The 26,969-nt window shown below is 69.7% G+C and carries 24 protein-coding genes and 3 tRNA genes; 13 read left to right on the top strand and 14 right to left on the bottom strand.

Annotated elements, in window-relative coordinates; genetic code table 11:
* Window positions 1-14 precede the first annotated feature (14 nt).
* The 8 genes from ABD056_RS07410 to ABD056_RS07375 form a co-directional block, all read right to left on the bottom strand.
* Window positions 15-965 carry a 2-dehydro-3-deoxygalactonokinase gene (locus ABD056_RS07410; RefSeq protein WP_343865880.1) on the bottom strand — a complete coding sequence of 317 codons (951 nt, stop codon included), beginning with the start codon at window positions 963-965 and terminating at the stop codon, window positions 15-17.
* Window positions 962-1,603: a 2-dehydro-3-deoxy-6-phosphogalactonate aldolase gene (locus ABD056_RS07405; RefSeq protein ID WP_343865878.1), complete on the bottom strand. Its 642-nt coding sequence runs from the start codon at window positions 1,601-1,603 to the stop codon at window positions 962-964. The genes ABD056_RS07410 and ABD056_RS07405 overlap by 4 nt, the downstream gene beginning before the upstream one ends.
* Window positions 1,604-1,608: 5 nt before the next feature.
* Window positions 1,609-3,783, bottom strand: a complete 2,175-nt coding sequence (locus ABD056_RS07400; protein ID WP_343865876.1) for a dihydroxy-acid dehydratase domain-containing protein — start codon at window positions 3,781-3,783, stop codon at window positions 1,609-1,611.
* Window positions 3,777-4,925 (bottom strand): galactonate dehydratase, encoded by a 1,149-nt coding sequence (dgoD, locus tag ABD056_RS07395; RefSeq protein WP_343865874.1) that lies wholly within the window; start codon window positions 4,923-4,925, stop codon window positions 3,777-3,779. Before dgoD ends, ABD056_RS07400 begins: the two co-directional genes overlap by 7 nt.
* 11 nt (window positions 4,926-4,936) lie before the next feature.
* Window positions 4,937-6,265, bottom strand: coding sequence for a TRAP transporter large permease (locus tag ABD056_RS07390; RefSeq protein WP_343865872.1), 1,329 nt, complete (start codon window positions 6,263-6,265; stop codon window positions 4,937-4,939).
* A gap of 4 nt (window positions 6,266-6,269) precedes the next feature.
* Window positions 6,270-6,977 (bottom strand): TRAP transporter small permease subunit, encoded by a 708-nt coding sequence (locus ABD056_RS07385; RefSeq protein ID WP_343865871.1) that lies wholly within the window; start codon window positions 6,975-6,977, stop codon window positions 6,270-6,272.
* A gap of 150 nt (window positions 6,978-7,127) precedes the next feature.
* Window positions 7,128-8,165 (bottom strand): TRAP transporter substrate-binding protein, encoded by a 1,038-nt coding sequence (locus tag ABD056_RS07380; RefSeq protein ID WP_343865869.1) that lies wholly within the window; start codon window positions 8,163-8,165, stop codon window positions 7,128-7,130.
* Between the two features lie 9 nt (window positions 8,166-8,174).
* A complete protein-coding gene (locus ABD056_RS07375; protein ID WP_343865868.1) occupies window positions 8,175-9,056 on the bottom strand; it encodes a FadR/GntR family transcriptional regulator in 882 nt (293 codons plus the stop codon).
* 144 nt (window positions 9,057-9,200) lie between these two features.
* Here ABD056_RS07375 and ABD056_RS07370 point away from each other — a divergent pair, with 144 nt between their 5' ends.
* Window positions 9,201-10,121 carry a sugar kinase gene (locus ABD056_RS07370; protein ID WP_343865866.1) on the top strand — a complete coding sequence of 307 codons (921 nt, stop codon included), beginning with the start codon at window positions 9,201-9,203 and terminating at the stop codon, window positions 10,119-10,121.
* A 78-nt stretch (window positions 10,122-10,199) separates the two neighbouring features.
* Here ABD056_RS07370 and ABD056_RS07365 read toward each other — a convergent pair whose 3' ends face one another.
* Entirely contained in the window at window positions 10,200-10,814 is a 615-nt protein-coding gene (locus ABD056_RS07365; protein ID WP_343865864.1) for an MlaC/ttg2D family ABC transporter substrate-binding protein, read from the bottom strand.
* Between the two features lie 84 nt (window positions 10,815-10,898).
* On the bottom strand, window positions 10,899-11,681 hold the full coding sequence (locus ABD056_RS07360; protein WP_343865863.1) for an MlaA family lipoprotein: 783 nt from the start codon (window positions 11,679-11,681) through the stop codon (window positions 10,899-10,901).
* Window positions 11,682-12,051: 370 nt separating this feature from the next.
* Here ABD056_RS07360 and ABD056_RS07355 point away from each other — a divergent pair, with 370 nt between their 5' ends.
* The 3 genes from ABD056_RS07355 (at window position 12,052) to metH (ending at window position 17,542) form a co-directional block, all read left to right on the top strand.
* Window positions 12,052-13,053 carry an ArsR/SmtB family transcription factor gene (locus ABD056_RS07355; protein ID WP_343865861.1) on the top strand — a complete coding sequence of 334 codons (1,002 nt, stop codon included), beginning with the start codon at window positions 12,052-12,054 and terminating at the stop codon, window positions 13,051-13,053.
* Between the two features lie 113 nt (window positions 13,054-13,166).
* A complete protein-coding gene (metF, locus tag ABD056_RS07350; protein WP_425545018.1) occupies window positions 13,167-13,997 on the top strand; it encodes a methylenetetrahydrofolate reductase [NAD(P)H] in 831 nt (276 codons plus the stop codon).
* Window positions 13,998-14,053: 56 nt separating this feature from the next.
* Complete coding sequence (metH, locus tag ABD056_RS07345; protein WP_343865859.1) at window positions 14,054-17,542, top strand: methionine synthase; 3,489 nt, start codon at window positions 14,054-14,056, stop codon at window positions 17,540-17,542.
* A 34-nt stretch (window positions 17,543-17,576) separates the two neighbouring features.
* Here metH and ABD056_RS07340 read toward each other — a convergent pair whose 3' ends face one another.
* Complete coding sequence (locus tag ABD056_RS07340; RefSeq protein WP_343865857.1) at window positions 17,577-19,367, bottom strand: thiamine pyrophosphate-requiring protein; 1,791 nt, start codon at window positions 19,365-19,367, stop codon at window positions 17,577-17,579.
* Window positions 19,368-19,719: 352 nt separating this feature from the next.
* Between ABD056_RS07340 and ABD056_RS07335 the strand changes: the two genes are divergently transcribed.
* Window positions 19,720-20,091 (top strand): septal ring lytic transglycosylase RlpA family protein, encoded by a 372-nt coding sequence (locus ABD056_RS07335; RefSeq protein WP_343865895.1) that lies wholly within the window; start codon window positions 19,720-19,722, stop codon window positions 20,089-20,091.
* 128 nt (window positions 20,092-20,219) lie between these two features.
* Here the strand turns inward: ABD056_RS07335 and ABD056_RS07330 are convergent, their stop codons facing one another.
* Window positions 20,220-20,849 (bottom strand): GGDEF domain-containing protein, encoded by a 630-nt coding sequence (locus ABD056_RS07330; RefSeq protein WP_343865855.1) that lies wholly within the window; start codon window positions 20,847-20,849, stop codon window positions 20,220-20,222.
* Window positions 20,765-21,094, bottom strand: a complete 330-nt coding sequence (locus ABD056_RS07325) for a hypothetical protein (protein WP_343865853.1) — start codon at window positions 21,092-21,094, stop codon at window positions 20,765-20,767. The genes ABD056_RS07330 and ABD056_RS07325 overlap by 85 nt, the downstream gene beginning before the upstream one ends.
* Before the next feature lie 179 nt (window positions 21,095-21,273).
* Here ABD056_RS07325 and ABD056_RS07320 point away from each other — a divergent pair, with 179 nt between their 5' ends.
* Together ABD056_RS07320 and ade are read left to right on the top strand one after the other, a co-directional pair.
* Window positions 21,274-21,531, top strand: coding sequence for a hypothetical protein (locus ABD056_RS07320; protein ID WP_343865851.1), 258 nt, complete (start codon window positions 21,274-21,276; stop codon window positions 21,529-21,531).
* 78 nt (window positions 21,532-21,609) lie between these two features.
* Window positions 21,610-23,367: an adenine deaminase gene (gene ade / locus ABD056_RS07315; RefSeq protein WP_343865849.1), complete on the top strand. Its 1,758-nt coding sequence runs from the start codon at window positions 21,610-21,612 to the stop codon at window positions 23,365-23,367.
* 18 nt (window positions 23,368-23,385) lie between these two features.
* Here ade and rlmB read toward each other — a convergent pair whose 3' ends face one another.
* The gene (gene rlmB / locus ABD056_RS07310; protein ID WP_343865847.1) at window positions 23,386-24,222 is read right to left on the bottom strand and encodes a 23S rRNA (guanosine(2251)-2'-O)-methyltransferase RlmB; all 837 of its coding nucleotides are present in this window, start codon (window positions 24,220-24,222) and stop codon (window positions 23,386-23,388) included.
* 152 nt (window positions 24,223-24,374) lie between these two features.
* Between rlmB and ABD056_RS07305 the strand changes: the two genes are divergently transcribed.
* The 6 genes from ABD056_RS07305 (at window position 24,375) to nusG (ending at window position 26,906) form a co-directional block, all read left to right on the top strand.
* Window positions 24,375-24,460 (top strand) — tRNA-Tyr (locus ABD056_RS07305).
* A 40-nt stretch (window positions 24,461-24,500) separates the two neighbouring features.
* Window positions 24,501-24,574, top strand: a tRNA-Gly gene (locus ABD056_RS07300).
* 66 nt (window positions 24,575-24,640) lie between these two features.
* Entirely contained in the window at window positions 24,641-25,831 is a 1,191-nt protein-coding gene (tuf, locus tag ABD056_RS07295; protein WP_343865824.1) for an elongation factor Tu, read from the top strand.
* Between the two features lie 143 nt (window positions 25,832-25,974).
* Window positions 25,975-26,050, top strand: a tRNA-Trp gene (locus ABD056_RS07290).
* A gap of 121 nt (window positions 26,051-26,171) precedes the next feature.
* The gene (gene secE, locus ABD056_RS07285) at window positions 26,172-26,369 is read left to right on the top strand and encodes a preprotein translocase subunit SecE (protein ID WP_343865846.1); all 198 of its coding nucleotides are present in this window, start codon (window positions 26,172-26,174) and stop codon (window positions 26,367-26,369) included.
* Window positions 26,370-26,375: 6 nt separating this feature from the next.
* Complete coding sequence (gene nusG / locus ABD056_RS07280) at window positions 26,376-26,906, top strand: transcription termination/antitermination protein NusG (RefSeq protein WP_343865845.1); 531 nt, start codon at window positions 26,376-26,378, stop codon at window positions 26,904-26,906.
* The last annotated feature ends 63 nt before the right edge of the window (window positions 26,907-26,969 follow it).

Here is a 26,969-nt window from a genome sequence, read left to right as displayed (position 1 = left end):
GGGCTCCGGGTCGGTCAGGGCGGGGACGGGCGGTGCAGGCGGGCGAGCGCCAGCACGCCGGCCAGGGTGGCATCGGCGGCGGCAACGGTTTCGGCGCGGGTGCCGATGATCGCCAGCGCCTCGGCATAGCGGGCGGCCAGCGCCTCGGCACCCACCACCACCACCTCCGGCCGTGGCAGGTAGCCGAGGGCGGCGGCGCCGGCCAGTTCCTCGCCGATCAGCAGGCCGGACAGGAAGGCCGGCACGTCGTCGGCCGCCAGATCGCGGTAGAGCCGGCGGGTGCGGGCGGCGAAGGCATGGGCGAGCAGCCCGGCGCCATCGACGGTGGCCTGGGTGAGGCCGCGGCGGAAGGCCTCGACGCTGCCGGCGGTCGAGCCGATGGCGCCCGCCTCCACCCCCTGGCCGAGCAGGGTGTGGCCGAGCAGGGCGGCATAGACCTCGCCGGTCATGAAGGTGGTGAAGTCCTTCAGCACCCCGTCCACCACCCGCGCCCATTTGCTGTGGGTGCCGGGCAGGCAGAGGATGGCGTTGCGGCGGTCGCTGCGGCCGAGGGCGCCGAGGATCTGCACCTCCTCGCCGCGCATGACGTCGACGCGGTCCGGGGCGTCGCTGTCCACTCGCACGCCGGGCAGCAGCCAGGCGTTGTCCAACCCCGGCGCCGGGATGATGTGGGCGGCGAGATCCTGTGGCCGCAGCGGCAGGGCGGGCTGCGGCGCCGTCGCCCAGCCGGTGGCGGCGCCGACCATGCCGGCCAGATAGACCGGCGGCGGCTCACCCGGCCCGCTGCGCCAGGGCGTCAGCCGCTCGGCGCAGTAGTCGCGGAAGGAGGTGCCGGCCAGCTCCCGCATGCCGCGGCCGTCGGGGATGGTGGCGTGGACGCGGCCGTCGCCGGCCTCCACCAGCCAGGCGCGGAAGGCGGTGGTGCCCCAATCGACGACGATGACGGGATGGGTAGGAGTGGTCATGCGGCGGCCTCCTGCAGGCGGCGCCATTCGGCGGTCAGGGCGCGGTCGGCGGCGGCGGCGGCGGCCGGCGGGCGGCCCGGCACGAACAGGTTGGTGCCGAAGCCGAAGCCGGCGGCGCCGGTGGCATGCCATGCCGCCATGCCGGCGACGTCGATGCCGCCCACCGGCAGCAGCGGCGTGCCCGGCGGCAGCACCGCCCGCAAGTCCTTCAGATAGGCCGGACCCATGCGCGAGGCGGGGAAGATCTTCAGCCCCCGCGCCCCGGCCCGCAGGGCGGCGAAGGCTTCGGTCGGCGTCAGGCAGCCGGGCAGCGGCACCAGCCCGGCCCGCACCCCGGCGGCGATCACCTGCGGATCGGTGTTGGGGGTGACCAGCAGGCTGGCGCCGGTATCGGCCAGCCGGCCCACATCCTCGGGCGTCAGCACGGTGCCGGCGCCGGCCAGCACGCCGTCGGGGCAGTGGCGCACCAGCCGGGCGATGCTGGTGAAGGCATCGGGGGAATTGAGCGGCACCTCGATCAGCCGGAAGCCGGCGTCGATCAGCGCATCGGCGACGGGCAGGATGGTGTCGGGCGTGACGCCGCGCAGGATGGCGACCAGCGGCATCTCCGCCATGGCGCGGGTGAAGGCATCGGCCATGGGTGCTATTCCTTCCAAGGGCGGGTGGCCCGCTGATCGACGATGCGCGGCACCACGCCGCGGGCGGCGTCGGACACCAGATCCATCACGTTGCAGGCGGCGATGTCGAAGCGGCGGCGCTCCATGCGCGCCATGCGCTCGTCGTGCAGGCGGCGGCGGTCGGGATCGTCGAAGGGGCTGACCACCTCCTCCCGCCCGGCCAGGAAGGCGGCGCGGTCGAGCAGGTCGATGCGCCGCTGCGTCAGCTTCAGGCGCAGGATGTCGCCGTCGCGCAGGAAGCCGATGCCGCCGCCGTCGAAGGCTTCCGGCGTCACATGGCCGATGCAGGCGCCCTTGGTGACGCCGGAATAGCGGCCGTCGGTCATCAGGATCGACGATGCCTCCAGCACCCGATGATGGCGCAGGTTCTGGCTGGGCGAGAACATCTCCGGCATGCCGTAGGCCATGGGCCCCTGGCCGGCGATGAGGAAGGCGAAGGACAGCCGGTGCGCCTCCAGCAGCGCCCGGAAGTCGGCGGCCGCAGCATCGCCGCCGCTGCCGCCGTTGCGGGTCACCACGGCGGCCATCAGGGCGTCGTCCACCCCCTCGGTCGCCCGCAGGCGGTCGAGCAGGTCTTTCGAGGCGAAGTCGGCGTTGCAGACGTGTTCGTTCTCGTAATAGCGCACGACGAAGACATGGTCGTCGAAGTGGGCATATTGCTCGTCCGACATGCCCGAGACCTTGACGACGCAGGTGTCGAAGAAGCTGCCGGTCAGCACCTCGACGCCCGACATCTTGCGCACCGGCGCCGTGCGGATCACCGCCGCCTCGCCCAGCGCCGGGTCCACCGGGCTGGTCAGGCCGGCGGTGCGCTGGCGCCAGGTGGTGCCGGTGACGGTGGGCGCGTCCAGGTCCATGGGGATGCCGAGGTCGCTGAGCACGCGATAGAGGCTTTCCATGCCGCGATGCTGCCCGGCCAGGAATTGCTGCGCCAGCACGAAGGTGTCGCGGTTCTCGGTCAGGCTGTGGGCGAAGACCTCCGGCACCGGCGTCGCGTCGCGGATGGCGCGGTAGTCGTCGATGGTCACGTCGAAGCCGGCATGGCGCATGATGCAGGGCAGGTGCAGCAGCATGTTGCTGGACGAGCCGGTGGCGTTGTGGATGCGCACCACATTGGCGAAATTGGCCCGCAGCAGGTTGCAGACGCTGAACTCCGGCTTGTTGAGCAGGGCGAACAGGCCGTCCACCCCCTGCGCCACCACCCGGTCGCCGGGCAGGGTGGTCAGCAACTCCAGCTCCGGCGGCGTCAGGCCGAAGGCGGCGAGCATGGTGCGCGACGAATTGCCGGTGCCGTTGAAGGCGCAGATGCCGCCGTGGCTGTCGCAGGTGTGTTCCGCCAGGGCATTCAGAAGCCGGCGTTCGGTGTCGAGGTCGATGAGGTCGAGGTTGCGGGCGCGCTTCAGCTGACCGGCGAAGGCCTCGTCCGACGAGCACTGCAGGATGTACTTGAGGTTGCCCTCGATGTCCTCCGCCAGTTCGCCGTGGCCGGCATCGCGGGCGGCGCGGGCGAGCGCTTCCAGGTCGGCGCGGGTGTCGCCGGGGATCTTGCCGCCCTTCAGGACGTGCTCGGGTGCGAAGACGGCCCACACCGGCGCCTGATCGCCACGGTGGCGACGGGCGACCTCGGCGGCGGCGAGGCCGGAGAGGATGGCGCTCGGGCTCTTGTCGCAGCCGGCCAGCACATAGGCGGCGTGGTAGCTGTGGCCTTCGAAGGTGATGTTCACCGCCCGCGCGGTATCGTTGCGCGAGGCCAGGCTGTAGCTCTGGCCGATGTTGTTCTGCGCCGTGCCGTCGCAGATGACGGGAACGGCGAAGGCAAACGGCACGCCGCCGTTCTGCCACACCCGCGCGGCGGCCATGAGGGTATGGGCGCGGTCGAGCAGGTGGGCCGGATGGTCGGCGCTGCCGGCGATGATGGCGATGCGCGGCCGGTTGGCGACCAGCCGCTGCACCACCTCCTTCACCGTCACGCCCGGCAGGTTCGCCAGCGGGCTCGACGGCGGCAGTTCCTTGCGGGCGTCCTCCAGCAGGCGGACGACGGTGATCGGCTCGTTGGCAAGGCCCTGGATGCAGTCGCGGTAGGGGTTCGCCCGTTCGCGGATGGTGATGGGTTCGTTATGGCCCCGTTGGTCTTCTACCATTCGGCTATGCTCCCGTCGTCGTGGCGCCACACGGGGTTCCGCCAGCGGTGGCCTTCGCGGGCGCGCTCGATCACGAAGTCCTCGTTGATCTCGACGCCGAGGCCGGGGCCGGTCGGGATGGCGGTGTAGCCGTCCACGATGGCCAGCGGCGCCGGGTCGACCAGATAGTCGAGCACGTCGTTGCCGGTGTTGTAGTGGATGCCCATGCTCTGCTCCTGAATGAACGCATTGTGCGACACGGCGTCCAGGTGCAGCGAGACGGCCAGCGTCAGCGGGCCGAGCGGGCAGTGGGGGGCGAGGGCGACATCGTAGGTTTCCGCCAGGGTGGCGATCTTGCGCCCCTCGGTCAGGCCGCCGCAGTGGGACAGGTCGGGCTGCACGATGTCGACGCAGCGCGCCTCCAGCACCGGGCGGAAGTCGTAGCGGCTGAACAGCCGTTCGCCGGTGGCGATGGGATAGCCGAGGCCGCTGGTGATCTGCGGCAGGCAGTGCAGGTGCTCGGGCAGCACCGGCTCCTCGACGAACAGTGGATGATAGGGCTCCAGCTCGCGCAGCAGAACCTTGGCCATGGGGCGATGGACGCGGCCGTGGAAGTCGATGGCGATGCCGACATCGGGGCCGACCGCCTCGCGCGCTTCCGCCACGCGGGCGACGGCCTCCTCGATCTTGCGGTGGCTGTCGACGATCTGCATTTCCGGCGTGCCGTTCATCTTGAAGGCGGTGAAGCCCCTGGCCACCACCTCCTTCGCCTGCCGGCCGATGTCGCCCGGCCGGTCGCCGCCGAGCCAGCAGTACATGCGCATGCGGTCGCGCACCCGGCCGCCCAGCAGCTCATGCACCGGTACGCCGAGCGCCTTGCCCTTGATGTCCCACAGCGCCTGGTCGATGCCGGCGATGGCGCTCATCAGGATCGGTCCGCCGCGGTAGAAGCCGCCGCGGTAGAGCGTCTGCCAGATGTCCTCGATGCGGCGCGGGTCCTTGCCGATCAGGTAGTCGGCGAACTCCGCCACCGCCGCCTCCACGGTGGCGGCGCGGCCTTCGATGACCGGCTCGCCCCAGCCGCTGATGCCGGCGTCGGTCTCGATCTTCAGGAACAGCCAGCGCGGCGGCACCTGCCAGGTGGTCAGCTTGGTGATCTTCATGATGGCAACTCCTAGTCCAGCATCCACATGGCAAGCGGCGGGTAGAACAGCAGCGCGGCCAGGACCATGAGCTGCAGCACGATGAACGGCGCCACCGAGGCATAGATGTGCTTGAGGGTGATGTCCGGCGGCGCCACGCCCTTCAGGTAGAAGGCGGCGGGGCCGAACGGCGGGCTGAGGAAGCTGACCTGCATGTTGACGGCGAACAGGATGCCGAACCAGATCGGGTCGTAGCCCAGCTTGACGACGATGGGCACGAAGATGGGCAGCGCCAGCATGGCGATGCCGATCCAGTCCAGGAACAGGCCGAGCACCAGCAGGATCAGCATCATCACCATGATGATGACCACCGGCGGCGCGTCGATGCCGAGGATGGTGCTGGAGACGAAGGCGTTGCCGCCCATCAGGTTGTAGACGCCCACCAGCGCCGCGGCGCCGATGCCGATCCAGATGATCATGCCGCAGGTGTTGATGGTCTGCACCACCGCCTCGCGCACCAGGCCGAAGGTCAGCTCGCGGCGGACGATGGTGGCGGCGAACACGCCGGCGACGCCCATGGCGGCCGCCTCGGTCACCGACGCGATACCGCCGTAGATGGTGCCGAGCACCAGGAAGGCGATCATGCCCGGCAGGATGATGGCGCGGAACGCCTTCAGCTTTTCCGAAAACGGCATGTGCGCTTCCTCGGGGCTCAGCGGCGGGCCGAGGTCGGGGTTGCGGATGGTGCGGAACAGCACATAGGCGATGTAGGACAGCATCAGCAGCACCGCCGGGGTGATGGCGGCGGTGAACAGGTCAGCGATGGAGACCGAGGCGATCAGGCCGTAGATGATCAGCACGATCGACGGCGGCATCATGGTGCCGAGCGAGCCGCCGGCGCACACCACGCCGATGGAGATGTTGCGGTCATAGCCGAGGCGCAGCATCTGCGGCAGGGCGAGGATGCCGAGCAGCACGATCTCGCCGCCGATGATGCCCGACATGGCGGCCAGGAAGAACGCCACCACCAGGGTCTGCACGGCGACGCCGCCGGGCACCCGCCCGGCCAGGATGCGCATGGCGTTGAACAGGTCGCGGGCGATGCCGGAGCGGTCGAGCAGGCTCGCCATGAAGACGAACATGGGCACCGCCACCAGCGAATACTCGGTGATGAAGCCGTAGACGCGGGCGGTCACCAGCGGCAGGGCCATGGGGCCGAACCAGCCGAAGGTGAAGGCAAGGGCGACGAGGCCGGTGACGAAGGCAAGCGGCAGGCCGGTCAGCAGCAGCAGGAAGATGCTGCCCACCAGGACATAGGTGCCAAGCTCGATGCCCATGGCGGAAAAGCCGAGGTTCATCATGATGTCAGCCCTCCTTGCGGGCCGGGGCGGCGGTGCCGCCGGTGCCGGTGCTGCCGGTGCCGGTACCGTTGCCGTTGCCGTTGCCGTTGCCGTTCGCGGCGTCGTCGTAGCCCTTGCCGCGCAGCGCCTGCCACAGGTGGACGATGGTCTGCACCAGCATGACGCCGACGGAAATCAGGATGACGGTCTTGATCCAGGCCGGGAACGGCGGGTTCCACGAGGTGCCGGAGCGTTCCAGCTGGATGACGCCGGTGGGGGCGTGGGTGGCCTTGTAGAACATCACCCAGGCGGCATAGGTCATGCCGGCCAGGAAGATGAAGGTCAGCACCCCGTTCAGCACGTCCAGCCAGCGCCGCGCCCGCGGTGACGCGGCATCGTAGAGCAGCCGCACGCGGATGTGCTTGTCGCGCGCCATGGCGATGGGGCCGCCAAGGGCGAAGATGACGGCGATGAGGAACACCGTGGTCTCGTGCACCCACGACGTCGGGCTGTGGAACAGGTAGCGGGCGATGACCTCGTAGACGCTGATCATGGCCGCCACCAGCACCAGCCAGGCGGCCACCTTGCCCGCCTCGGCCACCAGGGCGTCGAGGACGGACCGCATGTGGCCTTCCTGGCCGCTGCGGTCGATGGGCTGCACGCCGGCGTCGGTGTTCGACAGCTCCTTGAAGGCGTCGCGGTCGGATGGGCGGATCTTCGGAGGGGTGGTCATGACGGAATACCTCGCGCGACGCGCCGGGCGGGCCGGCACGGAACCGTCGGTGCGCCACCGGCTGGGCCGGGCCGCAGGGCAGAGGGGAAACGCCGGCTGCCGCGGCGGCGCTGCCTTGCGGGCAGGGGCCGCCGCGGCGGGTGGCGGCGGTTACATCATGTTCCGTTCGGTCAGGAAGGCCGTGACGGAGTCATAGACCTTCTGGGTCATGTCGTTCTTCTTGGCCCAGTTCTTCCACTCTTCCTTGGCGATGTTGCGGAACTTGCGGCGCTCTTCGGCCGGCAGGTCGATGATCTCGATGTTCGGATCGTTACGCGCTTCCTGCACCGCCTTCAGGTCGTTCTTCTTCAGCTCGAACACCATGCGATAGGCGAGCGCGTCGACCGAGGTGGTCAGCACCGCCTTCAGGTCGTCGGGCAGGCCGTCCCAGATGGCCTTGTTCAGCGACACGTCGACCATCGGCAGCGAGTGGAAGCCAGGGTAGGACGGATAGCGGGCGAACTTGTGCAGGCCCTGCGCCTGGTTGGTGGCGAAGACGGTGTAGTCGGCGGCGTCGATGACGCCCTTTTCAAGCGAGGTGTAGACTTCCGAACCCGGCAGGTTCACCGGCGCGGCGCCCGCCTTGGTGAAGATGTCGTAGACCATGCCTTCCGGCGCCCGCACCTTCAGGCCCTTCAGGTCGTCGACGGTGCGGATGGGCTTCTTGGTCGGGAAGGATTCAAGGCCGGTCGCGGCGGCGCCGATCAGGTGGACGCCGTAGGGGTTGACCAGCTCGTTGTACAGCTCCTCGCCGCCGCCGTGGTTCATGTATTCCAGGAACTCCAGCGGGTCGCCCCAGGCGCCCACCAGATTGCCGAGCATGGAGAAGCCGGGGTTCATGCCGGAGAAGTAGCTGGGGTCGGTCAGGTGGCCCTGCAGGATGCCGGCGCCCACCGCTTCCAGCGTCTGGTTGTGCGGCACCACGGCGCCGGTCGGCAGGATCTCGATATGGATGCGGCCGCCGGACATGGTGGCGACGTTGTCGGCCCATTCCTGCTTCAGCCGGTACTGCGGTTCGCCGGCGGTTTCCGAGGTCTGGAACTTCCAGTTGTATTCGGCCGCAATGGCGGTGCCTACAGTCGACATGGCGACAGCGGCGGCCAGGGCGACACCGGCGGCTTTGCCCGCCGCACGGGTGAACGTGAACATGGCTTCCTCCTAGTCTTTCGGGGATCCGGTTGTTGTGGGTGTTGGCGGCAGGGGCCGCAGGGGGGCCGGCGCCTCGGGCGCGGGCGATCGGTTGAGGGCGGTGCGCTTCCACAGGGCCAGCAGCGGGTCGTCGGCTTCGCCTGCCGCCACCAGATCAAGGTCGTAGGCGGTGCGGGCCATGACGCTGCGGGCCGCCTCGAAGGCGTCCTCCGGGCGCCGCAGGCGGATGCATTCCATCAGATGGCGATGACGCTCCAGGCTGTCCTGCAGTTCCTCGGCGGTTTCGTTGGAGGTCCGCACCACCAGCGTCAGCGACGGCCGCAGGATGTGGGCCAGCTGCGACCACACCAGATTGCGGGTGGCGCGGTAGATGGCGGTGTGGAAGTCGACGTCGTAGTCGGTGAAGGTCAGCCCCGCGTCGTCCGGCGTGGTGGTGACGCCGAAGGCGCGCAGCGTGCGTTCCATGCCGTTGAAGGCCTCTTCCATCGCCAGCAGGTCGCGGGCGGTGGCCTTGCGGGCGGCGACGGCGGAGATGAAGGGCTCGGTGGCGTGGCGGAATTCGAAGATCTCGGCCACGAAGGCGGGATTGGGGGCGGCGTATTGCGCCATCCAGCGGGTCAGCAGCGGGTCGAGGGTCTTCCACTCGCGGAAGTCCTCCACCACCGTGCCGTGACCGGAGATGCGGCGGACGATGCCAAGCGCGGTGAGAATCTGCAGGCCGGAGCGCACCGACGGGCGGCTCATGCCGAAGCTCTCACACAGCTCGGTTTCCTTGGGCAGCAGGTCGCCCGGCTTGTAACGGCCGGCGAACAGGTCGGCGGCGAGGCGTTCGGCCACCTGGGTGCCGAGGTCGCGCGCCGCGCTGGGGGAGGAGGAGGGGGCCGGGGGCATCGCTTCCGCCTTTCAAGACCTGATGAACTTTTATACACTATGTCAGACATACACGACAACGAAGTCTTACACTGCACTGCGAAAGTCAGTTTTGCACTGCGGCAAGACGAAGCGTAGTCAACGCCGGTGAGGAAGGACGCGGACATGACGGCAGCCATCGTCGCCCTGGGCGAACCCCTGATGGAACTGAACCAGACTCGCAGCGACGGTGGCGGCTACCTGCCCGGCTTCGGCGGCGACACCTCCAACGCGGTGGTGGCGGCGGCGCGGCAGGGGGCGCCGGCGGCCTACATCAGCGCCGTCGGCTGCGACGCCTTCGGCGACAGTCTGCTGGCCATGTGGCGGGAGGAAGGGGTGGACGTCACCCACGTGCGCCGCGATCCGGGGGCGCCGACGGGGCTGTATCTGGTGTCGCACGGCGCCGATGGGCACCGGTTCTCCTATTACCGTGCCGGCTCGGCCGCCAGCCGGATGACCACCGCCGACCTGCCGCTGGAGGCCATCCGCACGGCCGGCATCTTCCATTGCTCGGCCATCAGCCAGGCCATTTCCACCACCGCCTGCGATGCAGTGTTCGCCGCCATCGAGGCGGCGCGGGGGGCCGGGGTGCCGGTGTCCTACGACACCAACCTGCGGCTGGCGCTGTGGCCGCTGGCGCGGGCGCGGGCGGTGATCGAGGGCACGGCGGCGCTGGCCGACATCGTGCTGCCGGGGCTGGACGATGCCCGCCAGCTGACCGGCCTGACGGCGCCGGAGGCCATCTGCGACCACTACCTGGGCCGCGGCGCCCGAGTCGTGGCGCTGACGCTGGGGGCGGAGGGGGTGCTGGTGGCGACGCCGGAGGAAAGCCGGCGTCTGCCGGGGCGGGCGGTGGCCTGCGTCGATGCCACCGGGGCCGGCGATGCCTTCGACGGCGCCTTCCTCGCCCGCCTGCTGGCCGGCGACGATCCGTTCACCGCCGCCGCCTATGCCAATGCCGCCGCCGCCCTGTCCACCACCGGCTACGGCGCCGTCGCCCCCATCCCGCGGGCGGCGGAAGTGCGGGCGCTGCTGGCCCATGAGTAAGGCCCGCACCTTGCGGTGCGGGCCTCAAGAAGCCGGTGGGATGCGGGGCCGGAAAGGACCGGCCCCGTCGACGGCGGCTCAGCGGCCGCCGAGTTCCTGCACCTTCTGGCGCAGCAGCTGGTTCAGGCCGCTGACGCCGGAGCGGGAGACGACCGAGTCGTATTCCGAGCGGTAGGTGAGCGCCATGGAGACGCCTTCGACCACGATGTCGATGACCTGCGGCTGGCCGCCGCGGTCGCGCAGGCGCCAGATGATGTTCACCGGCTGGCCGCCCTGCGGCGCCACCACCCGCGACTCGACGAAGATGCCGGCGTCGCCGTCGGGCTGGGTGCCGGTGACGTCCAGGCGCTGGCCGTTGTACTCGTCGAACCGCTGGGCCCAGATCAGCACGTTGTAATCGCGGAACAGCTGCTTGAATTCCTGCTGTTCCTCCGGCGTCGCGGCGCGCCAGTGGCGGGCGAGCACGAAGCGGGCGGTGGTGTCGACATCGAAGGTTTCGATGAACATGTCGCGGAAGCGGCGCGTGCGCTCTTCCACCGGCACGTCGGCGGCCAGGATGTTGTTGATGCCGCGGTCGGCGATGGAGGAGATGAACTGCTTCGCCTGGTCGGGCGCGATTTCGGCGTGCGCCGCCACGGGCGCGACCGTCAGGGTCGCGGCGACGAACAGCGGCGCAAGGAAACGGCGGATCATGTGTCTACCCTACTGGTGGTGTCCGGTCACAGTCTACGCACGGCAGCCGCGACCGGATGCCTCACTTGGCCGTGACCGCCGGCCTCAGTTGGTCGGCGGCGTGGCGGGGGTGGCGTCGTCGGCGTCCGGCATGTCGAAGTTGTAGTCCGGCAGCATGTCGCCGGCCGCCTGGTTGCGGATCTGCGCCGCCCGGTTCTGGGCATAGGCGCTGCGCAGGGTGGCGTAGAAGTCGACGGAGCTGGCGCGCATGTCGTCGTAGGTCGGCATCAGGCGGGCGCGGCGGTCGATGCCGGCGGCGATGGGACGACCGTAGAGGAAGCCCTCGGCGTCATGGGCGCGGGCGATGTGGTTGAACGGATCGAGGAACGAATCGACCACGCGGCCGGTCAGGTCGCGGGCGTTGGTCGGGCCGATCAGCGGCAGGAACAGGAACGGACCGTCATCGACGCCCCACACCGCCAGGGTCTGGCCGAAGTCCTCGGGCTCCGCCTCGAAGCCCGCCTCGCCGGCGAAGTCGAGCATGCCCGCCAGGCCGAAGGTGGAGTTCAGGGTGAAGCGCATGAAGGTGTTGAAGGCGCGCTCGCCGTCGCCCTGCAGCACGTTGTTGAGGAAGACGATGGGCTCGCCCAGGTTGGTCAGGAAGCTGTGCACGTAGTACTGCACCTGGCCCGGCAGCACGTTCTTGTAGGTCCAGGCCGCCGGACGGATCACCGCCTGGTCGAGCACGTCGTGGACCTGGTACATGGCGCGGTTGAACGGCTCGATCGGATCGGCCACGGCCTGCCCGTCGGCCGGCGGCTGCGTGGCGCAGCCCGTCAGGGTCAGGGCAAAGACGGCGCAGGCGATGGTCTTGGCGGTGCTCTTCATACCGGTCCAGCTTTCATGTCGATCCCGGATCGCCCGGCGCGAGCCGTCAAGCCCCCGCGTGCGGTGCCCCGTGGCAGATCCCCCCGACGCCCGCGCATCCGGCGCGCAGACGCTCTCCTGTAATGCAGGTACCACAGGAGCATCTTGTTTACCAGTTTCCCGTCAAGGCCTTGCACCGGTGGCGACACACCCTGTTGCAGATATGCCGCAGTGCGGCAGCGGCGGGCGGGAGCGAAGCCGCGGCGGGGGCGGCGACGGGTCGGGCGCGTCAAGGCGCTGGACAACATATAAAGATATCTTTATATCATGATCCCAGAGAGGGCGCCGCCGTCGGCGGCTGCCCGCAGGATCGCGGCGACGGAGGTGCAGGGTGACGGGAACGCTGGAGTCGGTGCTGGCCGGACTGCGCGGCGCGGGGGAGGAAACCCGCCTGCGCCTGCTGGCCCTGTGCGCCCGCGGCGAACTGACGGTGTCGGACGTCACCCGCATCCTCGGCCAGAGCCAGCCGCGCGTCTCCCGCCACCTGAAGGTGATGGAGGAAGCGGGCCTGCTGGAGCGTTTCCGCGAAGGTGCCTGGGTGCTCTACCGCTTTGCCTACGACGGCCCCGGCGCCGCCCTGGCGCGAGCCATCGTGCCGCTGCTCGACCCCGACGACCCGGTGCTGGCGCTCGATCTCCAGCGCCTGGCCGCCCTGCGGGCCGAGCGCGATGCCGAGGCCGCCGCCTACTTCAGCCGCAATGCCGAGGAATGGGACCGCATCCGCACCCTGCACGTCGACGATGCCGAGGTGGAGCGCCGCCTGCTCGCCCTGCTGCCGCCCGAGTCGGCGGGGGAACTGCTGGACGTCGGCACCGGCACCGGCCGCATGCTGGCGCTCTACGGCCCGCATGTGGAGCGCGCCATCGGCATCGACCGCTCGCGCGAGATGCTGGCCGTCGCCCGTATGAACCTGGACCGCGCCGGCCTCGCCAACTGCATGGTGCGGCAGGGCGACATGTACCAGCTGCCGGTGCCCGATGCCGCCGTCGACAGCCTGATCGTCCACCAGGTGCTGCACTTCGCCGAACGCCCCGCCGAGGCGCTGGCCGAGGCCGCCCGCGTGCTGCGCCCCGGCGGCCGGCTGGTGGTGGTGGATTTCGCCCCCCATGCCCTGGAAGAGCTGCGCGAGGCCCACAGCCACCGCCGACTCGGCTTCGCCGACAAGGAGGTGTTCGACTGGTGCGCCGCCGCCGGCCTGACGCCGCGCCGGGTGGAGCATCTGCCGGGCTCGCCGCTCACCGTCACCCTGTGGCTGGCCGACAAGCCCGCCGACCGCTCCGAGTCCGCACCGCCGCCGCTGCCGACCGCCGTTGCCGAGGAGACCACCCCGTGACCACCGCCGCCGACCACACCCTCGCCGCCCTGCGCGCCGGCCTGCCCATCGCCGCCCCCTGCGACGGGCCGTTCGACATCAGCTTCGAGTTCTTCCCGCCGAAGACCGAGAAGATGCAGGACAGCCTGTGGGCCTGCGTGGAGCGGCTGGCGCCGCTGCATCCCAAGTTCGTGTCGGTCACCTACGGCGCCGGCGGCTCGACGCGGGAACGCACCCACGACACCCTGGTCGCCATCCGCCAGAAGACCCACCTGGAACCGGCGGCGCACCTCACCTGCGTCGGTGCGACGCGGGAGGAAGTGGACGCGGTGGCGCGGCATTACTGGGAGTCGGGCATCCGCCACATCGTCGCCCTGCGCGGCGATGCGCCGGAAGGCAGCGGCGGCTACACGCCGCATCCCGGCGGCTATGCCTATGCCGCCGATCTGGTGGCGGGGCTGAAGAAGGTGGCCGATTTCGAGGTCTCCGTCGCCGCCTACCCGGAAACCCACCCGGAGGCGCTGTCGGCCGATGCCGACCTGGAGAACCTGAAGCGCAAGGTGGATGCCGGCGCCAGCCGCGCCATCACCCAGTACTTCTTCAACCCGGAAGACTTCCTGCGCTTCCGCGACCGGGTGGCGGCGGCCGGCATCGCGGTGCCGCTGGTGCCGGGCATCCTGCCGGTGACCAACTTCGCCACCGTCTGCAAGTTCTCCGCCGCCTGCGGGGCCGGCATTCCGGCCTGGATGCACGGCCTGTTCGACGGCCTGGACGCCGACCCGGAGACGCGGAAGCTGATCGCCGCCACGCTCGCCATCGAAACCTGCCGCTCGCTCGCCGCCAACGGGGTGAAGGAGTTCCACTTCTACACCCTGAACCGCGCCGACCTCACCTACGCCATCTGCCATGTGCTCGGCGTGCGTGCCAAGGCCGCCGCCGCGCCCGACGCCGCCGTCTCCGCCTGATCCGTCCCGACTCGTCCGTTCCGCTCCGTTCCGACCGCCAGCAGGGTATCGCCGCCATGACCGACTTTCTCGACCACCTGAACGACCGCGTGCTGCTGTGCGACGGCGGCATGGGCTCGCTGGTGCAGGCCATGAGCCTGACGGTGGACGGCGACTTCATGGGCCGCGAGAACTGCACCGAGATCCTCACCCGCTCGCGCCCCGACGTGATCCGCGAGATCCACGCCCGCTATTTCGCTGCCGGGGCCGATTGCGTCGAGACCAACACCTTCGGCGGCAGCCCCATCACGCTCGGCGAGTTCGACCTGTCGGACGAGGCCTTCGACCTGAACAAGCGGTCGGTGGAGATCGCCCGCGAGGCGGCGGAGCAGTTCGCCGACGGCCGCCGCCGCTTCGTGCTGGGCGCCATCGGGCCGGGCACCAAGTTGCCGAGCCTCGGCCATATCGACTACGACCGCCTGGAAGCCGCCTTCGCCGTGCAGGCCGACGGGCTGATCGCCGGCGGCTGCGACGCCATCCTCATCGAGACCTGCCAGGACCCGCTGCAGGTGAAGGCCGCCGTCAACGGCAGCAAGATCGCCCGCGCCAGGCACGGCATCGCCATGCCGATCCTGGTGCAGGTGACGGTGGAGACCACCGGCACCCTGCTGGTCGGCACCGACATCGCCGCCGCCGCCACCATCATGGAAAGCCTGGGCGTCGACAGCCTTGGCCTCAACTGCGCCACCGGGCCGCAGGAAATGGCGGAGCATGTGCGCTGGCTGGCGGAAAACTGGCCGCGCGCCATCACCCTGCAACCCAACGCCGGCCTGCCGGAACTGCGCAACGGCCAGACCTATTATCCGCTGACGCCGAAGGAACTGGCCGACTGGCACCGCCGCTTCATCCTGGAGGACGGGGTGAACATGGTCGGCTCCTGCTGCGGCTCGACCCCCGAGCACACGGCGGCGGTCGATGCCATGCTGACCGAGATGGGGCAGGGTGCCCGCCCGCCGGTGGTGCGCCGCTCCGTCCACTGGGTGCCGGGGGTGGCGTCGCTCTACGGCCGCGTCGATCTGCGGCAGGAAAACGCCTTCCTGTCCATCGGCGAGCGCTGCAACGCCAACGGCTCCAAGAAGTTCCGCGAGTTGCAGGACGCCGAGGACTGGGACGGCACCGTCGCCATGGGCCGCGAGCAGGTGAAGGAAGGCAGCCACACGCTGGACGTCTGCACCGCCTTCGTCGGCCGCGATGAAATCTCCGACATGACCAATGTCATCACCCGCATGCGCGGGTCGGTGAACGCGCCGCTGGTGATCGACTCGACCGAGACGCCGGTGATCGAGGCGGCGCTGAAGCTTTACGGCGGCAAGGCGATCATCAACTCCATCAACTTCGAGGACGGCGAGGGCCATGCCGCCGAGCGCCTGCAGCTGGCGAAGAAGTACGGCGCCGCCGTCATCGCGCTGACCATTGATGAAGAGGGCATGGCCAAGACCGCCGAGGCCAAGCTCGCCATCGCCAGGCGGCTGTATGACTTCGCCGTCAACACCCACGGCCTGCCGGCGTCGGACCTGATGTTCGACCCGCTCACCTTCACCATCTGCACCGGCAACGATGACGACCGCCGCCTGGGGCTGGAGACGCTGGAGGCCATCGAGCGCATCGCCACAGACCTGCCCGAGTGCCAGATCATCCTCGGCCTCTCCAACATCTCGTTCGGCCTGAAGCCGGCCGGGCGGCATGTGCTCAACTCGGTGTTCCTCGACCATGCGGTGAAGCGCGGCATGACCGGCGCCATCGTGCATGTCTCCAAGATCATGCCGCTGCACAAGATCCCGGCGGAGGAAGTGAAGGCCGCCGAAGACCTGATCTTCGACCGCCGGGCGGAGGGCTACGACCCGCTGCACGCCTTCATCGACCTGTTCAAGGACCGCACCGTCGCCACCGCCGTGAAGACCCGGCCGGAAACGGTGGAGGAGCGCCTGAAGCAGCGCATCGTCGACGGCGACCGTCAGGGGCTGGAGGACGACCTCGCCGAGGCCATGAAGACCTACCCGCCGCTGGAGATCATCAACTCCCTGCTGCTCGACGGCATGAAGGTGGTGGGGGAGCTGTTCGGCTCCGGCCAGATGCAGCTGCCCTTCGTGCTGCAGTCGGCGGAAACCATGAAGGCGGCGGTGGCGTGGCTGGAGCCGCACATGGAGAAGGCGGAAGGTCAGGCCAAGGGCACCATCGTGCTGGCGACCGTGAAGGGCGACGTCCACGACATCGGCAAGAACCTGGTCGACATCATCCTGACCAACAACGGCTATCGCGTCGTCAACCTGGGCATCAAGCAGCCCATCGCCACCATCATCTCGGCGGCGAAGGAGCATAAGGCGGATGCCGTCGGCATGTCGGGCCTGCTGGTGAAGTCCACCGTCATCATGCGCGAGAACCTGGAGGAAATGACCCGCGAGGGCCTCGACCTGCCGGTGATCCTGGGCGGTGCGGCGCTGACGCGGGCCTACGTCGAGACCGATTGCGTGAATGCGTATGGCGCCAAGCGTGTCGCCTATGCCCGCGACGCCTTCGACGGCCTCAACCTCATGGCCCGCATCGCCGACGGCCAGTTCGACGCCGTGCTGCAGGAGGCGCAGGCCAAGCGCGCGTCCAAGCCGTCCAGCCGCAACCCCGCCAAGGTGGCGGCGGAGGCAGCCAAGCAGGTGCAGCGCCCGGTGGACTGGGACGTGGTGAACCTGCGCCGCCGCGAGCTGGCGGCCAACGCGCCGGTGCCGACGCCGCCCTTCTGGGGTGCCCAGGTGGTGGAGAACGTGCCGGTCAAGGCGCTGGTGCCCTACCTGTCGGAAACCATGCTGTTCCAGTTCCAGTGGGGCTTCAAGAAGGCCGGCCGCTCGCTGGCCGAGTGGAAGAAGTGGGCCGACCAGGAAGTCCGCCCCATCCTCGCCCGCCTGGTTGCCCAGTGCGAGGCCGAGCAGATCCTCCGCCCGCAGGCCATCTACGGCTACTGGAAGGCGGCTTCGCACGAGAACACGCTCATCGTCTTCGACCAGGACGGCGAGACGGAACTGACCCGCTTCGACTTCCCGCGCCAGAATGCCGAGGACGGCATCTGCATCGCCGACTTCTTCCGCGACGTCGAGTCGGGTGAGCGCGACGTGGTCGGCTTCCAGATCGTCACCATGGGCCAGCAGGCGTCGGACATCGCGCGGCAGTGGTTCGCCGACAACCGCTACCAGGATTACCTCTACCTGCACGGCCTGTCGGTGGAGATGGCCGAGGCGCTGGCCGAATACACCCACAAGCGCATCCGCGCCGAACTGGGCTTCGCGAGCGAGGAAGGCCGCGACATCGAGCGCCTGTTGAAGCAGGAATACCGCGGCAGCCGCTACAGCTTCGGCTATCCGGCCTGTCCCAACCTGTTCGACCAGGAAAAGCTGCTGGCCCTGCTGGGGGCGGAGCGCATCGGGGTGGTCATGGCCGAGGAAGGCCAGCTCCACCCGGAACAATCCACCTCCGCCCTGGTCTGCCACCACCCGCAGGCCAAGTACTTCAACGTATGATCGGGGTTGGGGGCGGCCTTTCCCCGCCCCACCCTCACTTCCTCCGTCCCGGCAGCAGGTCGACGATCATGTCGCGGATGCTCTGGCGCAGCATGCTGCCGGCTTCCGGGTCGCCTGACCACAGGCTGGCCAGGAAGGCGCGGGCGTTCTGCGGGCGGATGTGGGGCGGCAGGGGCGGGACGTTGGGGTCGGTGCGGACCTCCACCACCGTCGGGCCGGGGTGGGCGAGGGCGGCGTCCAGCGTCTCGCCGATCTGCTCCGGCCGGTCGATGAAATAGCCCTTGAGCCCCACCAGCTCGGCATAGCGGGCATAGGGGAAGTCGGGCAGCGTCTGCGAGGCGGGGAACTTGGGCACCCCGTCCTGGGCCCGCATCTCCCACGTCACCTGCGCCAGGTCGCGGTTGTTCAGCACCAGCACCAGCAGGCGCGGGTCGCGCCACCGCTTCCAGGTGGCGGCGATGGTGATGAGGCCGTTGATGCCGTTCATCTGCATGGCGCCGTCGCCGACGCAGGCGATCACCGGCCGGTCCGGCCAGGCGTACTTGGCGGCGATGGCATAGGGCACCGCCGGCCCCATGGTGGCGAGCCCGCCCGACAGCGTCGCCCGCATGCCGTCGCGCAGGCGGAGGTCGCGGGCGAACCAGTCGGTGGCGGTGCCCGAATCGGCGGTCAGCACCACGCCGTCGGGCAGGCGCGGCGACAGTTCCCGGAACACCCGCTGCGGGTTGACCGGGTCGGCCTCCACCATCGCCTTCTCGTCCAGGGTCTGCCACCACCGTTCGATCCCCTGTTCGATGCCGTGGCGCCAGCTGCGGTCGGTCTTCGGCGTGATGAGCGGCAGCAGCGCCCGCAGGGTGTCGGCGGCATCGCCGCACAGCGGCGCCTCCATGGGGTAGCGCAGGCCGAGCATGGCGGGGTTGATGTCGATCTGCACGCCGCGCGCCTTGCCTTCCTCGGGCAGCCACTCGGAATAGGGAAAGCCGGAGCCGATCATCACCAGGGTGTCGCAGCCTTCCATCATGTCATAGCTCGGCCGGGTGCCGAGCAGGCCGATGGAGCCGGTGACGAAGGGCAGGGTGTCGGGCAGCACGTCGCGTCCGACCAGCGCCTTGGCGACGCCGGCGCCGGTCTTCTCCGCCAGCTCGATCACCTCCGCCTTGGCATCGCGGGCGCCCTGGCCGACCAGGATGGCGACGCGCTGGCCGGCGTTGATGATGTCGGCGGCGGCGCGCAGGTCGTCTTCCTTCGGCACCACCCGCGGCCGCGTGTAGCCGACGCCGGAATGGACCGAGCCATGGGCCCGCGGCGGCGTCTCCACCGCCGGTTCCTCCTGCAGGTCCTTCGGCAGGATGATGGTGGCGATGGTGCGCTCCGACAGGGCGATGCGGAAGGCGCGGTCGACCAGGTGGCGCACCTGGGCCGGCGAATCGGCCCGCTGGCAGAAGCCGCTGACGTCGGCAAACAGGGTCTCCAGCGCCACTTCCTGCTGATAGTGGCCGCCGAGCGCCATGCGCGCCTGCTGCCCCACCACCGCCACCACCGGAGCATGGTCCAGCTTGGCGTCGTAGAGGCCGTTGAGCAGGTGGATCGCGCCGGGGCCGGAGGTGGCGAGGCAGACCCCCACCTCGCCGGTCAGCTTGGCGTGGCCGGCGGCCATGAAGGCGGCCAGTTCCTCATGCCGGGCCTGGACGAACTCGAAGCGGTCCTCGCGCCGGTGCAGGGCGGCCACCAGCTCGTTGATGCCGTCGCCGGCGTAGCCGAACACCCGGCTGATGCCCCATTGGCCCACCCGGTCCCAGAAGAAGTCACCCACCGTCTTCGCCATGGCCGCACCCGTCCTGAAAGGTTCCCGTCGGTCTGACGGGGGAACGGGCAGGGGCACGCCGGGGGTTGCCTGATCCTCACCGATTCGCACCGCCGGCGGGCGGCTGTGGCAGAAATACACGCCCCGCTGGCGCGGCCGGCAGATTTTTTTGCGCGCCGTCCAAGTGCCTGAGACTCAACCTGAATCCTCACCTGCCATCGAAGGGGATCATGATAAGGATCGGCATTTCCGTGACAATTCGGCAACAACCCCCGTCAAAGCGCCCTTTTGATGCCACGATTGTGGAACTATCTCATCCTCGCGCCGTTTGTGGCGTGTCGTTCAGACAACGGAGGACCATCGTGTGAGCCGGATGTCACGCATCCCGGTCGCCGCGCTGATCGCGGCGGGTCTTGCCCTGGCCTCGCCGGCCGTGGCGCAGGATTCGGAAGAGAGTTTCGAGGTGGGTGTCGCGTCGTGGTACGGGTCGGAGTTCGCCGGCAGCATCACGGCGAGCGGCGAACCGTTCCGCCCCGGCGCCCTGACCGCAGCGCATCCGACCCTGCCGCTTGGCACGGAGGCGAAGGTGGTCAACCTGCAGAACGGCCGCGAGGTCGTTGTGCGCATCAACGACCGTGGACCCTTCCACGGCGACCGGATCATCGACCTGTCCGAGCGCGCGGCCCGCATGCTGGCCATGCGCGACAACGGACTGGCCCAGGTGCGGGTGGAACCGCAGATGTGATGCCAGGCGGGCAAGCCGCCGTCAGGGCGCGCCGCCTGCATCCGCTTCCACCCACGAACCGCAAGGCCCCCGACCGCAGAAGGCGGCGGGGGCCTTGTTCCTTTTGGGGCCGGTCCGGCGCGGCGGGATCAGCCGCCGACCGCCAGCATCACGTGGTCCGGTCCCTGGCGGCGGGCCGCCAGCAGCGCCTTTTCCGCCCGCCCGAGCAGCCGTTCCACCGAATCGCTGCCGCATTCGGCGGCGCCGATGCACACCAGGCAGGCCGGACCGTCGCCCTCGTTGGCGGCGGCCAGGGCCGCCCGCAGCCGCTCGGCCAGCGCCAGCGCCCCGGCGGCGGCGGTGGAGGGCAGCAGCACCGCCAGTTCGTCATAGCCCAGGCGGCCGATCAGGTCGGGCTCGCGCAGCACGCCGGTGCAGGTGGCGGCCAGCCGTCCGAGGATGGCGTCGTCGCCGTTGTCGGAGCTTTCCGCCAGCCCCTCGACACCAATCACCAGCAGGCTGAGGCCGTGGCTGTAGCGGCGGGCGCGCTCCACCTCCTCGGCGGCGCGGGTGAGGAACATGCGCCGCGACAGGGCGCCGGTGACCGGGTCGAGCACCGCATCGCGCCGCCGCTCCACCGCCGCCGCCGGCACCGCCAGCATCAGCCCCAGGCGCGCCGCCAGTTCGGCCGGCGTCAGGCCGGGGCGCAGCACGTCGGTGACCCCGGCCGCCAGCAGCGCCACGGCGGCATCACCGTCGTCCTCCGCCAGCGCCGCCACCAGCCGCACCGCCGGGCCGTCGGCGGCGGCGGGGGCGGCGGCGCGCCGGCACCGGCGCCGAGGCGGGCGGCGGCCTCGGCCTGCTCGGCCGCCGTTCCCCACAGCACCACCACATCGGCCGCCGTCCCCGCCACCGCCGCGACGGTGTCGACAGACGACAGACGGGCGTCCTCCCGCCCCTCAAGGGCGAGAACGACGGGGCGCTGGGCCGGTGAGGGTGTCCCGACGGTGAGGATCTGGAGCATGGGTGGCTCTGCCTTGTTCGGAAAGCGGTCTGGATATTTCCACTGTAGCGAAAACTTTCGGTGAAATCTCCGTCTCCGGGGGTGGTTGTCCGTTCGGCGGCGGCACCGGGGCACCTCCTCCGGTCGCGGTGCGTTGGAACGGGCAGAGACCCTGTTCAACCGCATCGGGAGAAGCCGCCATGGCCGACCGCCCCCACGACCCCGCCGCCGGCGATCCGCAGGCGCTGCGCGACGCCCCTATCGCCGCCAAGGAAACCAAGCCGCACCCCGACATGGGCCGGCCCTCCACCACCACCGGCAACACCACCCGCGCCACCGATGCCGCCACCGGCCTCGGCGCCCCTGGCGGCGGGCAGAAGAGCGGCCCGCTGCGCATGGTCATGATGGCCGTGCTGGCGGTGGTGGCGGTGCTGGTGATCGTCGGCCTGTTCGCCTGAGCCGCCGCGCGGGGTTTCGCGGCGCCCGCAGGCACCTCATGTTAGGCGGATCCGATCACCGCCCGGAGACCGCACCGCATGGCGCCGCGCCCCGATCCCGCCCCTGCCGCCGCGACCGCGACCGCCGCCGCTGACGCCGCCGCCGTCCTCGGCCGCTGCATCGACCAGGCCCTGGGCCGGCAGGACGCCGACCTGGTCATCCGCGACACCCGCTTCCTCAACGTGGTGACGGGGGAGGTGGCGCGCGGCGACATCGCCGTCTGCGGTGACCGCATCGTCGGCACCTACGACTCCTATCGTGGCCGGCAGGAGATCGACGGCCGCGATCTGGTCTGCGTGCCGGGCTTCATCGACACCCACGTCCATTGCGAATCGACGCTGGTGTCGCCGCTGGAGTTCGACCGCTGCGTCCTGCCGCGCGGCACCACCACCGCCATCTGCGACCCGCACGAGATGTGCAACGTGCTCGGCCGCACCGGGCTCGATTATTTCACCGCGGCGGCGGAGGCGACGGCCCTGGACCTGCGGGTGCAGTTGTCGTCCTGCGTGCCGGCCACCGACCTGGAAACGGCGGCGGCCCGGCTGACGGCGGCCGACCTGCTGCCTTACCGTCCTCACCCCAAGGTCATCGGGCTGGCCGAGTTCATGAATGTGCCCGGCGTGCTGCACAAGGACCCGGAGGTGCTGGAGAAGCTGGCCGCCTTCCAGGGCGGCCACATCGACGGTCACGCGCCGCTGCTGTCGGGGCATGATCTCAATGCGTACCTTGCCTGCGGCGTGAAGAACTGCCACGAGACCACTAGCTACGACGAGGCCATGGAGAAGCTGCGCAAGGGCATGCAGCTGCTCATCCGCGAGGGCACCGTCAGCAAGGACGTGGAGGCGCTGCTGCCGGCCCTGACGGCGGAAACCTCCAGCTTCTGCGGCTTCTGCACCGACGACCGCAACCCGCTCGACATCGCCGAGGAAGGCCACCTCGATCACGTCATCCGCAAGGCCATCGCCGGCGGGGCGCCGCTGGCCCATGTCTACCGCGCCGCCACATGGTCGGCGGCCATGGGCTTCGGCCTCTCCGATCGCGGCCTGATCGCGCCCGGCAAGCGGGCCGACATCGTGCTGCTGGGCGACCTGGAGTCGTGCGACGTGCAGGGGGTGATCTCGGCCGGGCGGGTGGTGACGCCGGACCTGTTCGCCGGCCGCCGGGCGCCAGACCCGGTCGGGCTGGACAGCGTGAAGCTGGCGCCGGTGACGGCGACGGCCTTCGCCGCCCCGGCCAGCGGCCCCACCGGCCCGGTCATCGGCATCACCGCCGGCCGCATCGTCACCGAGCACCTGCGCGAATCGCTGCCCTACCGCGACGGCCTGCGCCATGCCGACCCGGCCCGCGACCTGCTGAAGGTCTGCGTGCTGGCCCGCCACGGGGTCAACACCAACATCGGCCGCGGCTTCGTGAAGGGCTTCGGCTTCCGCTCCGGGGCGCTGGCGTCGTCGGTGGGGCACGACAGCCACAACGTCTGCGTCGTCGGCGCCTGCGATGCCGACATGGCGGTGGCGGTCAACCGGCTGATCGAGCTGGGCGGCGGCTTCGTCGCCGTGCAGGACGGCCGGGTGCTGGCCGACCTGCCGCTGCCCATGGCCGGTCTGATGAGCCTCGACCCCTTCGAGCGGGTGCGCGAGCGGCTGGAACACCTGCGCGCCGCCGTCCGCGCCATGGGCTGTCCGCTGCCGGAGCCGTTCCTGCAACTGGCCTTCCTGCCGCTGCCGGTGATCCCCCACCTGAAGATCACCGACAAGGGGCTGGTGGATGTGGACCGGTTCGAGCTGATCGCCGCCTGACGGCAGGCGACCGCCGCCTCAGCCCTCCAGCGCCGCGCGCCGCAGTTCGTAGAGCGCCACGGCGGCGGCGTTGCTGACGTTCAGGCTTTCCATGGCGCCGGTCATGGGCAGGCGGGCGAGGTGGTCGCAGGCTTCCCGCGTCAGCCGACGCATGCCGGTGCCTTCGCTGCCCAGCACCAGCACGATGCGCCCCGCCAGCCTGGCCGCCGCCAGCGTCTGCGGCGCGTCGGCGGCGAGGCCGGCGGTCCACCAGCCGGCTTCCTTCAGGCGGTCGAGCGCCTGCTTGAGGTTGCCGACCCGCACCAGCGGCACCCGCTCCAGGGCGCCGGAGGCGGCCTTGGCGAGGGTGGCGGTTTCCTCCGGCGCGTGGCGGTCCTGGGTCAGCACCGCGACCGCCCCGAAGGCCGCCGCCGAGCGCAGGATGGCGCCGACGTTGTGGGGATCGGTGACCTGATCGAGCGCCAGCACGACGCAATCGCCCTGCGCCTCGCCCAGCCGCACCACGTCGTCGAGGGTGGCGGCGGGCAGCGGGTCGGCCTTCAGGGCGAGGCCCTGGTGGACGGCGCCGGCGGGCAGCAGGTCGTCCAGGCGGGCGCGGTCCACCGGCGTCACCACCGGCACCTCGTCGCGCTCGTCGAGCAAGGGGCGGATCTCGGCCAGCGCCTCGGCGGTGCCCATCACCTCGCGGATGACGCGGGCCGGGTTGGTGAGCGCCGCCTCCACCGGATGACGGCCGTAGAGCCAGCCTTCGCCGCCGCCGCCTTCCCGGCGGGCGCGGGCAGCGGCGGCCTTGTGGGCCGGCTTGCCCTCCTTGCGGGGGCCTTTGTGCGGCGGCTTGCCGGGGCGCTGGGGCATGGGGTGTCCTTTTCTCGCAGGCGGGATGACGGGCCGTGAAAGAGGCGGCCAACGGTTTGTTGGCTAAACGCTTTTTTTCTCGTTGACAAGGCAGGCCCGATCCAATAGTTCAAGGCCTCCGTTGTCACGGCGCCCGGCGCACGGCGGACGATGGAGGGGTGGCCGAGTGGTTAAAGGCACCAGACTGTAAATCTGGCGGCAGCAGCCTACGTAGGTTCGAATCCTACCCCCTCCACCATTTCCCCGCCGCGGTGGCGGCGTCGGAGACAGCGGGGCTTGCGGGTGTAGCTCAATGGTAGAGCCCCAGCCTTCCAAGCTGGTTGTGCGGGTTCGATTCCCGTCACCCGCTCCAGCTTAAAATTCCCAGCATACCAGCATATCGACCTTTCGGACGCACCACCACGACACGGGTTGGAAGATGGCGAAGGAAAAGTTCACGCGGTCCAAGCCGCACTGCAACGTCGGCACGATCGGCCACGTCGACCACGGCAAGACGACGCTGACCGCGGCGATCACGAAGGTGATGGCCGAGCAGGGCGGCGGCCAGTTCCTGGCGTATGACATGATCGACAAGGCGCCGGAAGAGCGTGCTCGCGGCATCACGATTTCGACCGCGCACGTCGAGTACGAGACGGCGAACCGTCACTATGCGCACGTCGACTGCCCGGGCCACGCCGACTACGTGAAGAACATGATCACCGGCGCGGCGCAGATGGACGGCGCGATCCTGGTGGTTTCGGCCGCTGACGGCCCGATGCCGCAGACCCGCGAGCACATCCTGCTCGCCCGTCAGGTCGGTGTGCCGGCGATCGTCGTGTTCATGAACAAGGTGGACCAGGTCGACGACCCCGAGCTGCTGGAGCTGGTGGAGCTTGAGATCCGCGAGCTGCTGTCGAGCTACGACTTCCCGGGCGACGACATTCCCATCGTGAAGGGTTCGGCTCTGGCCGCTCTCGAAGGCAACAACCCGGAGATCGGCGCCAACGCCATCGCCGAGCTGATGAAGGCCGTCGACGAGTACATCCCGCAGCCGGAGCGTCCGAAGGACCGTCCGTTCCTGATGCCGATCGAAGACGTGTTCTCGATCTCTGGCCGCGGCACCGTGGTGACCGGCCGTGTCGAGCGCGGCATCGTGAAGGTTGGCGAAGAAGTTGAAATCGTCGGCCTGAAGGACACCGTGAAGACGACCGTGACCGGCGTCGAGATGTTCCGCAAGCTGCTCGACCAGGGCGAAGCCGGCGACAACATCGGTGCGCTGCTGCGCGGCACCAAGCGCGAAGACGTGGAGCGCGGTCAGGTCCTGGCGAAGCCGGGCTCGATCACCCCGCACACCGACTTCGTGGCCGAGTGCTACATCCTGACGAAGGAAGAAGGTGGCCGTCACACGCCGTTCTTCTCCAACTACCGTCCGCAGTTCTACTTCCGCACCACCGACGTCACCGGCACCATCGCGCTGCCGGAAGGCACCGAGATGGTGATGCCGGGCGACAACATCTCGATCACCGTGTCGCTGATCGCTCCGATCGCCATGGACGAAGGCCTGCGCTTCGCCATCCGTGAAGGCGGCCGCACCGTCGGTGCCGGCGTCGTCGCCAAGATCGTGAAGTAATCTGCTCCGGTCGCGCGGGGCCTGCCGGCTCCGCGCGATTGGGACTTGTCAAGCCGGGGCGATCCGTATATATCGTCCGGCTCCGGTGAGCTTCGGCCCACCGATCCGCTGGTCAGTGCCTCGGCGCTGACCGAAGGGGCCCTAGGGGTGTAGCTCAATTGGTAGAGCACCGGTCTCCAAAACCGGGGGTTGCGGGTTCGATCCCTGCCACCCCTGCCAGCCCTCCCCGGGTTGGCGAGCGCGGCTTCCTTACCGGACATAGCGCGCGTCGGGTCCCCTGACCGCAGGGTTTCGCCGGGTCGGCCTCCGATCCGGCTTTAGAATTTGGACGTGGAACAGCATGGCTAAGACCACCCCGGGCCAGTTCGTCCGACAGGTCCGTACCGAGTTGAGCAAGGTCACCTGGCCGTCGCGCAAGGAGACCACCCTCTCCACGGTCATGGTCTTCATCATGGTGACGCTGGCTGCGCTGTTCTTCCTGATCGTGGATCAGCTGCTCGCCTGGGGCGTGCAGGCGATCTTCGGGCTTGGAGGATAATCTCGCATGGCCGCGCGCTGGTACGTGCTGCACGTCTACTCGGGCTTTGAGAACAAGGTCGCCCAGTCGATCCGCGAACAGGCGGAGCAGAAGGGCATGGCCGACAAGTTCGAGCAGGTCCTCGTGCCGACCGAAGAGGTCGTCGAGGTGCGCCGCGGCGCCAAGGTTCAGGCGGAGCGCAAGTTCTTCCCGGGCTACGTCCTGCTGAAGATGGACATGAACGACGAGACCTACCACCTCGTCACCGGCACCGCCAAGGTCACCGGCTTCCTGGGCGCCAAGGGTCGGCCGTCGCCGATCACCGAGCGCGAGGCCGAGCGGATCATGAAGCAGGTGCAGGAAGGCATCGACCGGCCGAAGCCGTCGGTCACCTTCGAGGTGGGCGAGCAGGTGCGCGTCTCCGACGGCCCCTTCGCCAGCTTCAACGGCCTGGTCGAGGAAGTGGACGAGGAACGGGCCCGCCTCAAGGTTTCGGTCTCGATCTTCGGGCGCTCGACGCCCGTCGAACTGGAATACGCGCAGGTCGAGAAGATCTGACGCGGTGCAGTGTTCCCCGCACCGCCGTCCGCGTGACGGCGGCGCGGGTGTTTTCGTGGGAGG

Source organism: Caenispirillum bisanense, from assembly GCF_039523075.1.
Lineage (GTDB): Bacteria > Pseudomonadota > Alphaproteobacteria > Rhodospirillales > Rhodospirillaceae > Caenispirillum > Caenispirillum bisanense.
The sequence above is the reverse complement of the archived record's forward strand: the minus strand, read 5'-3'. Positions and strand labels throughout refer to the sequence as shown.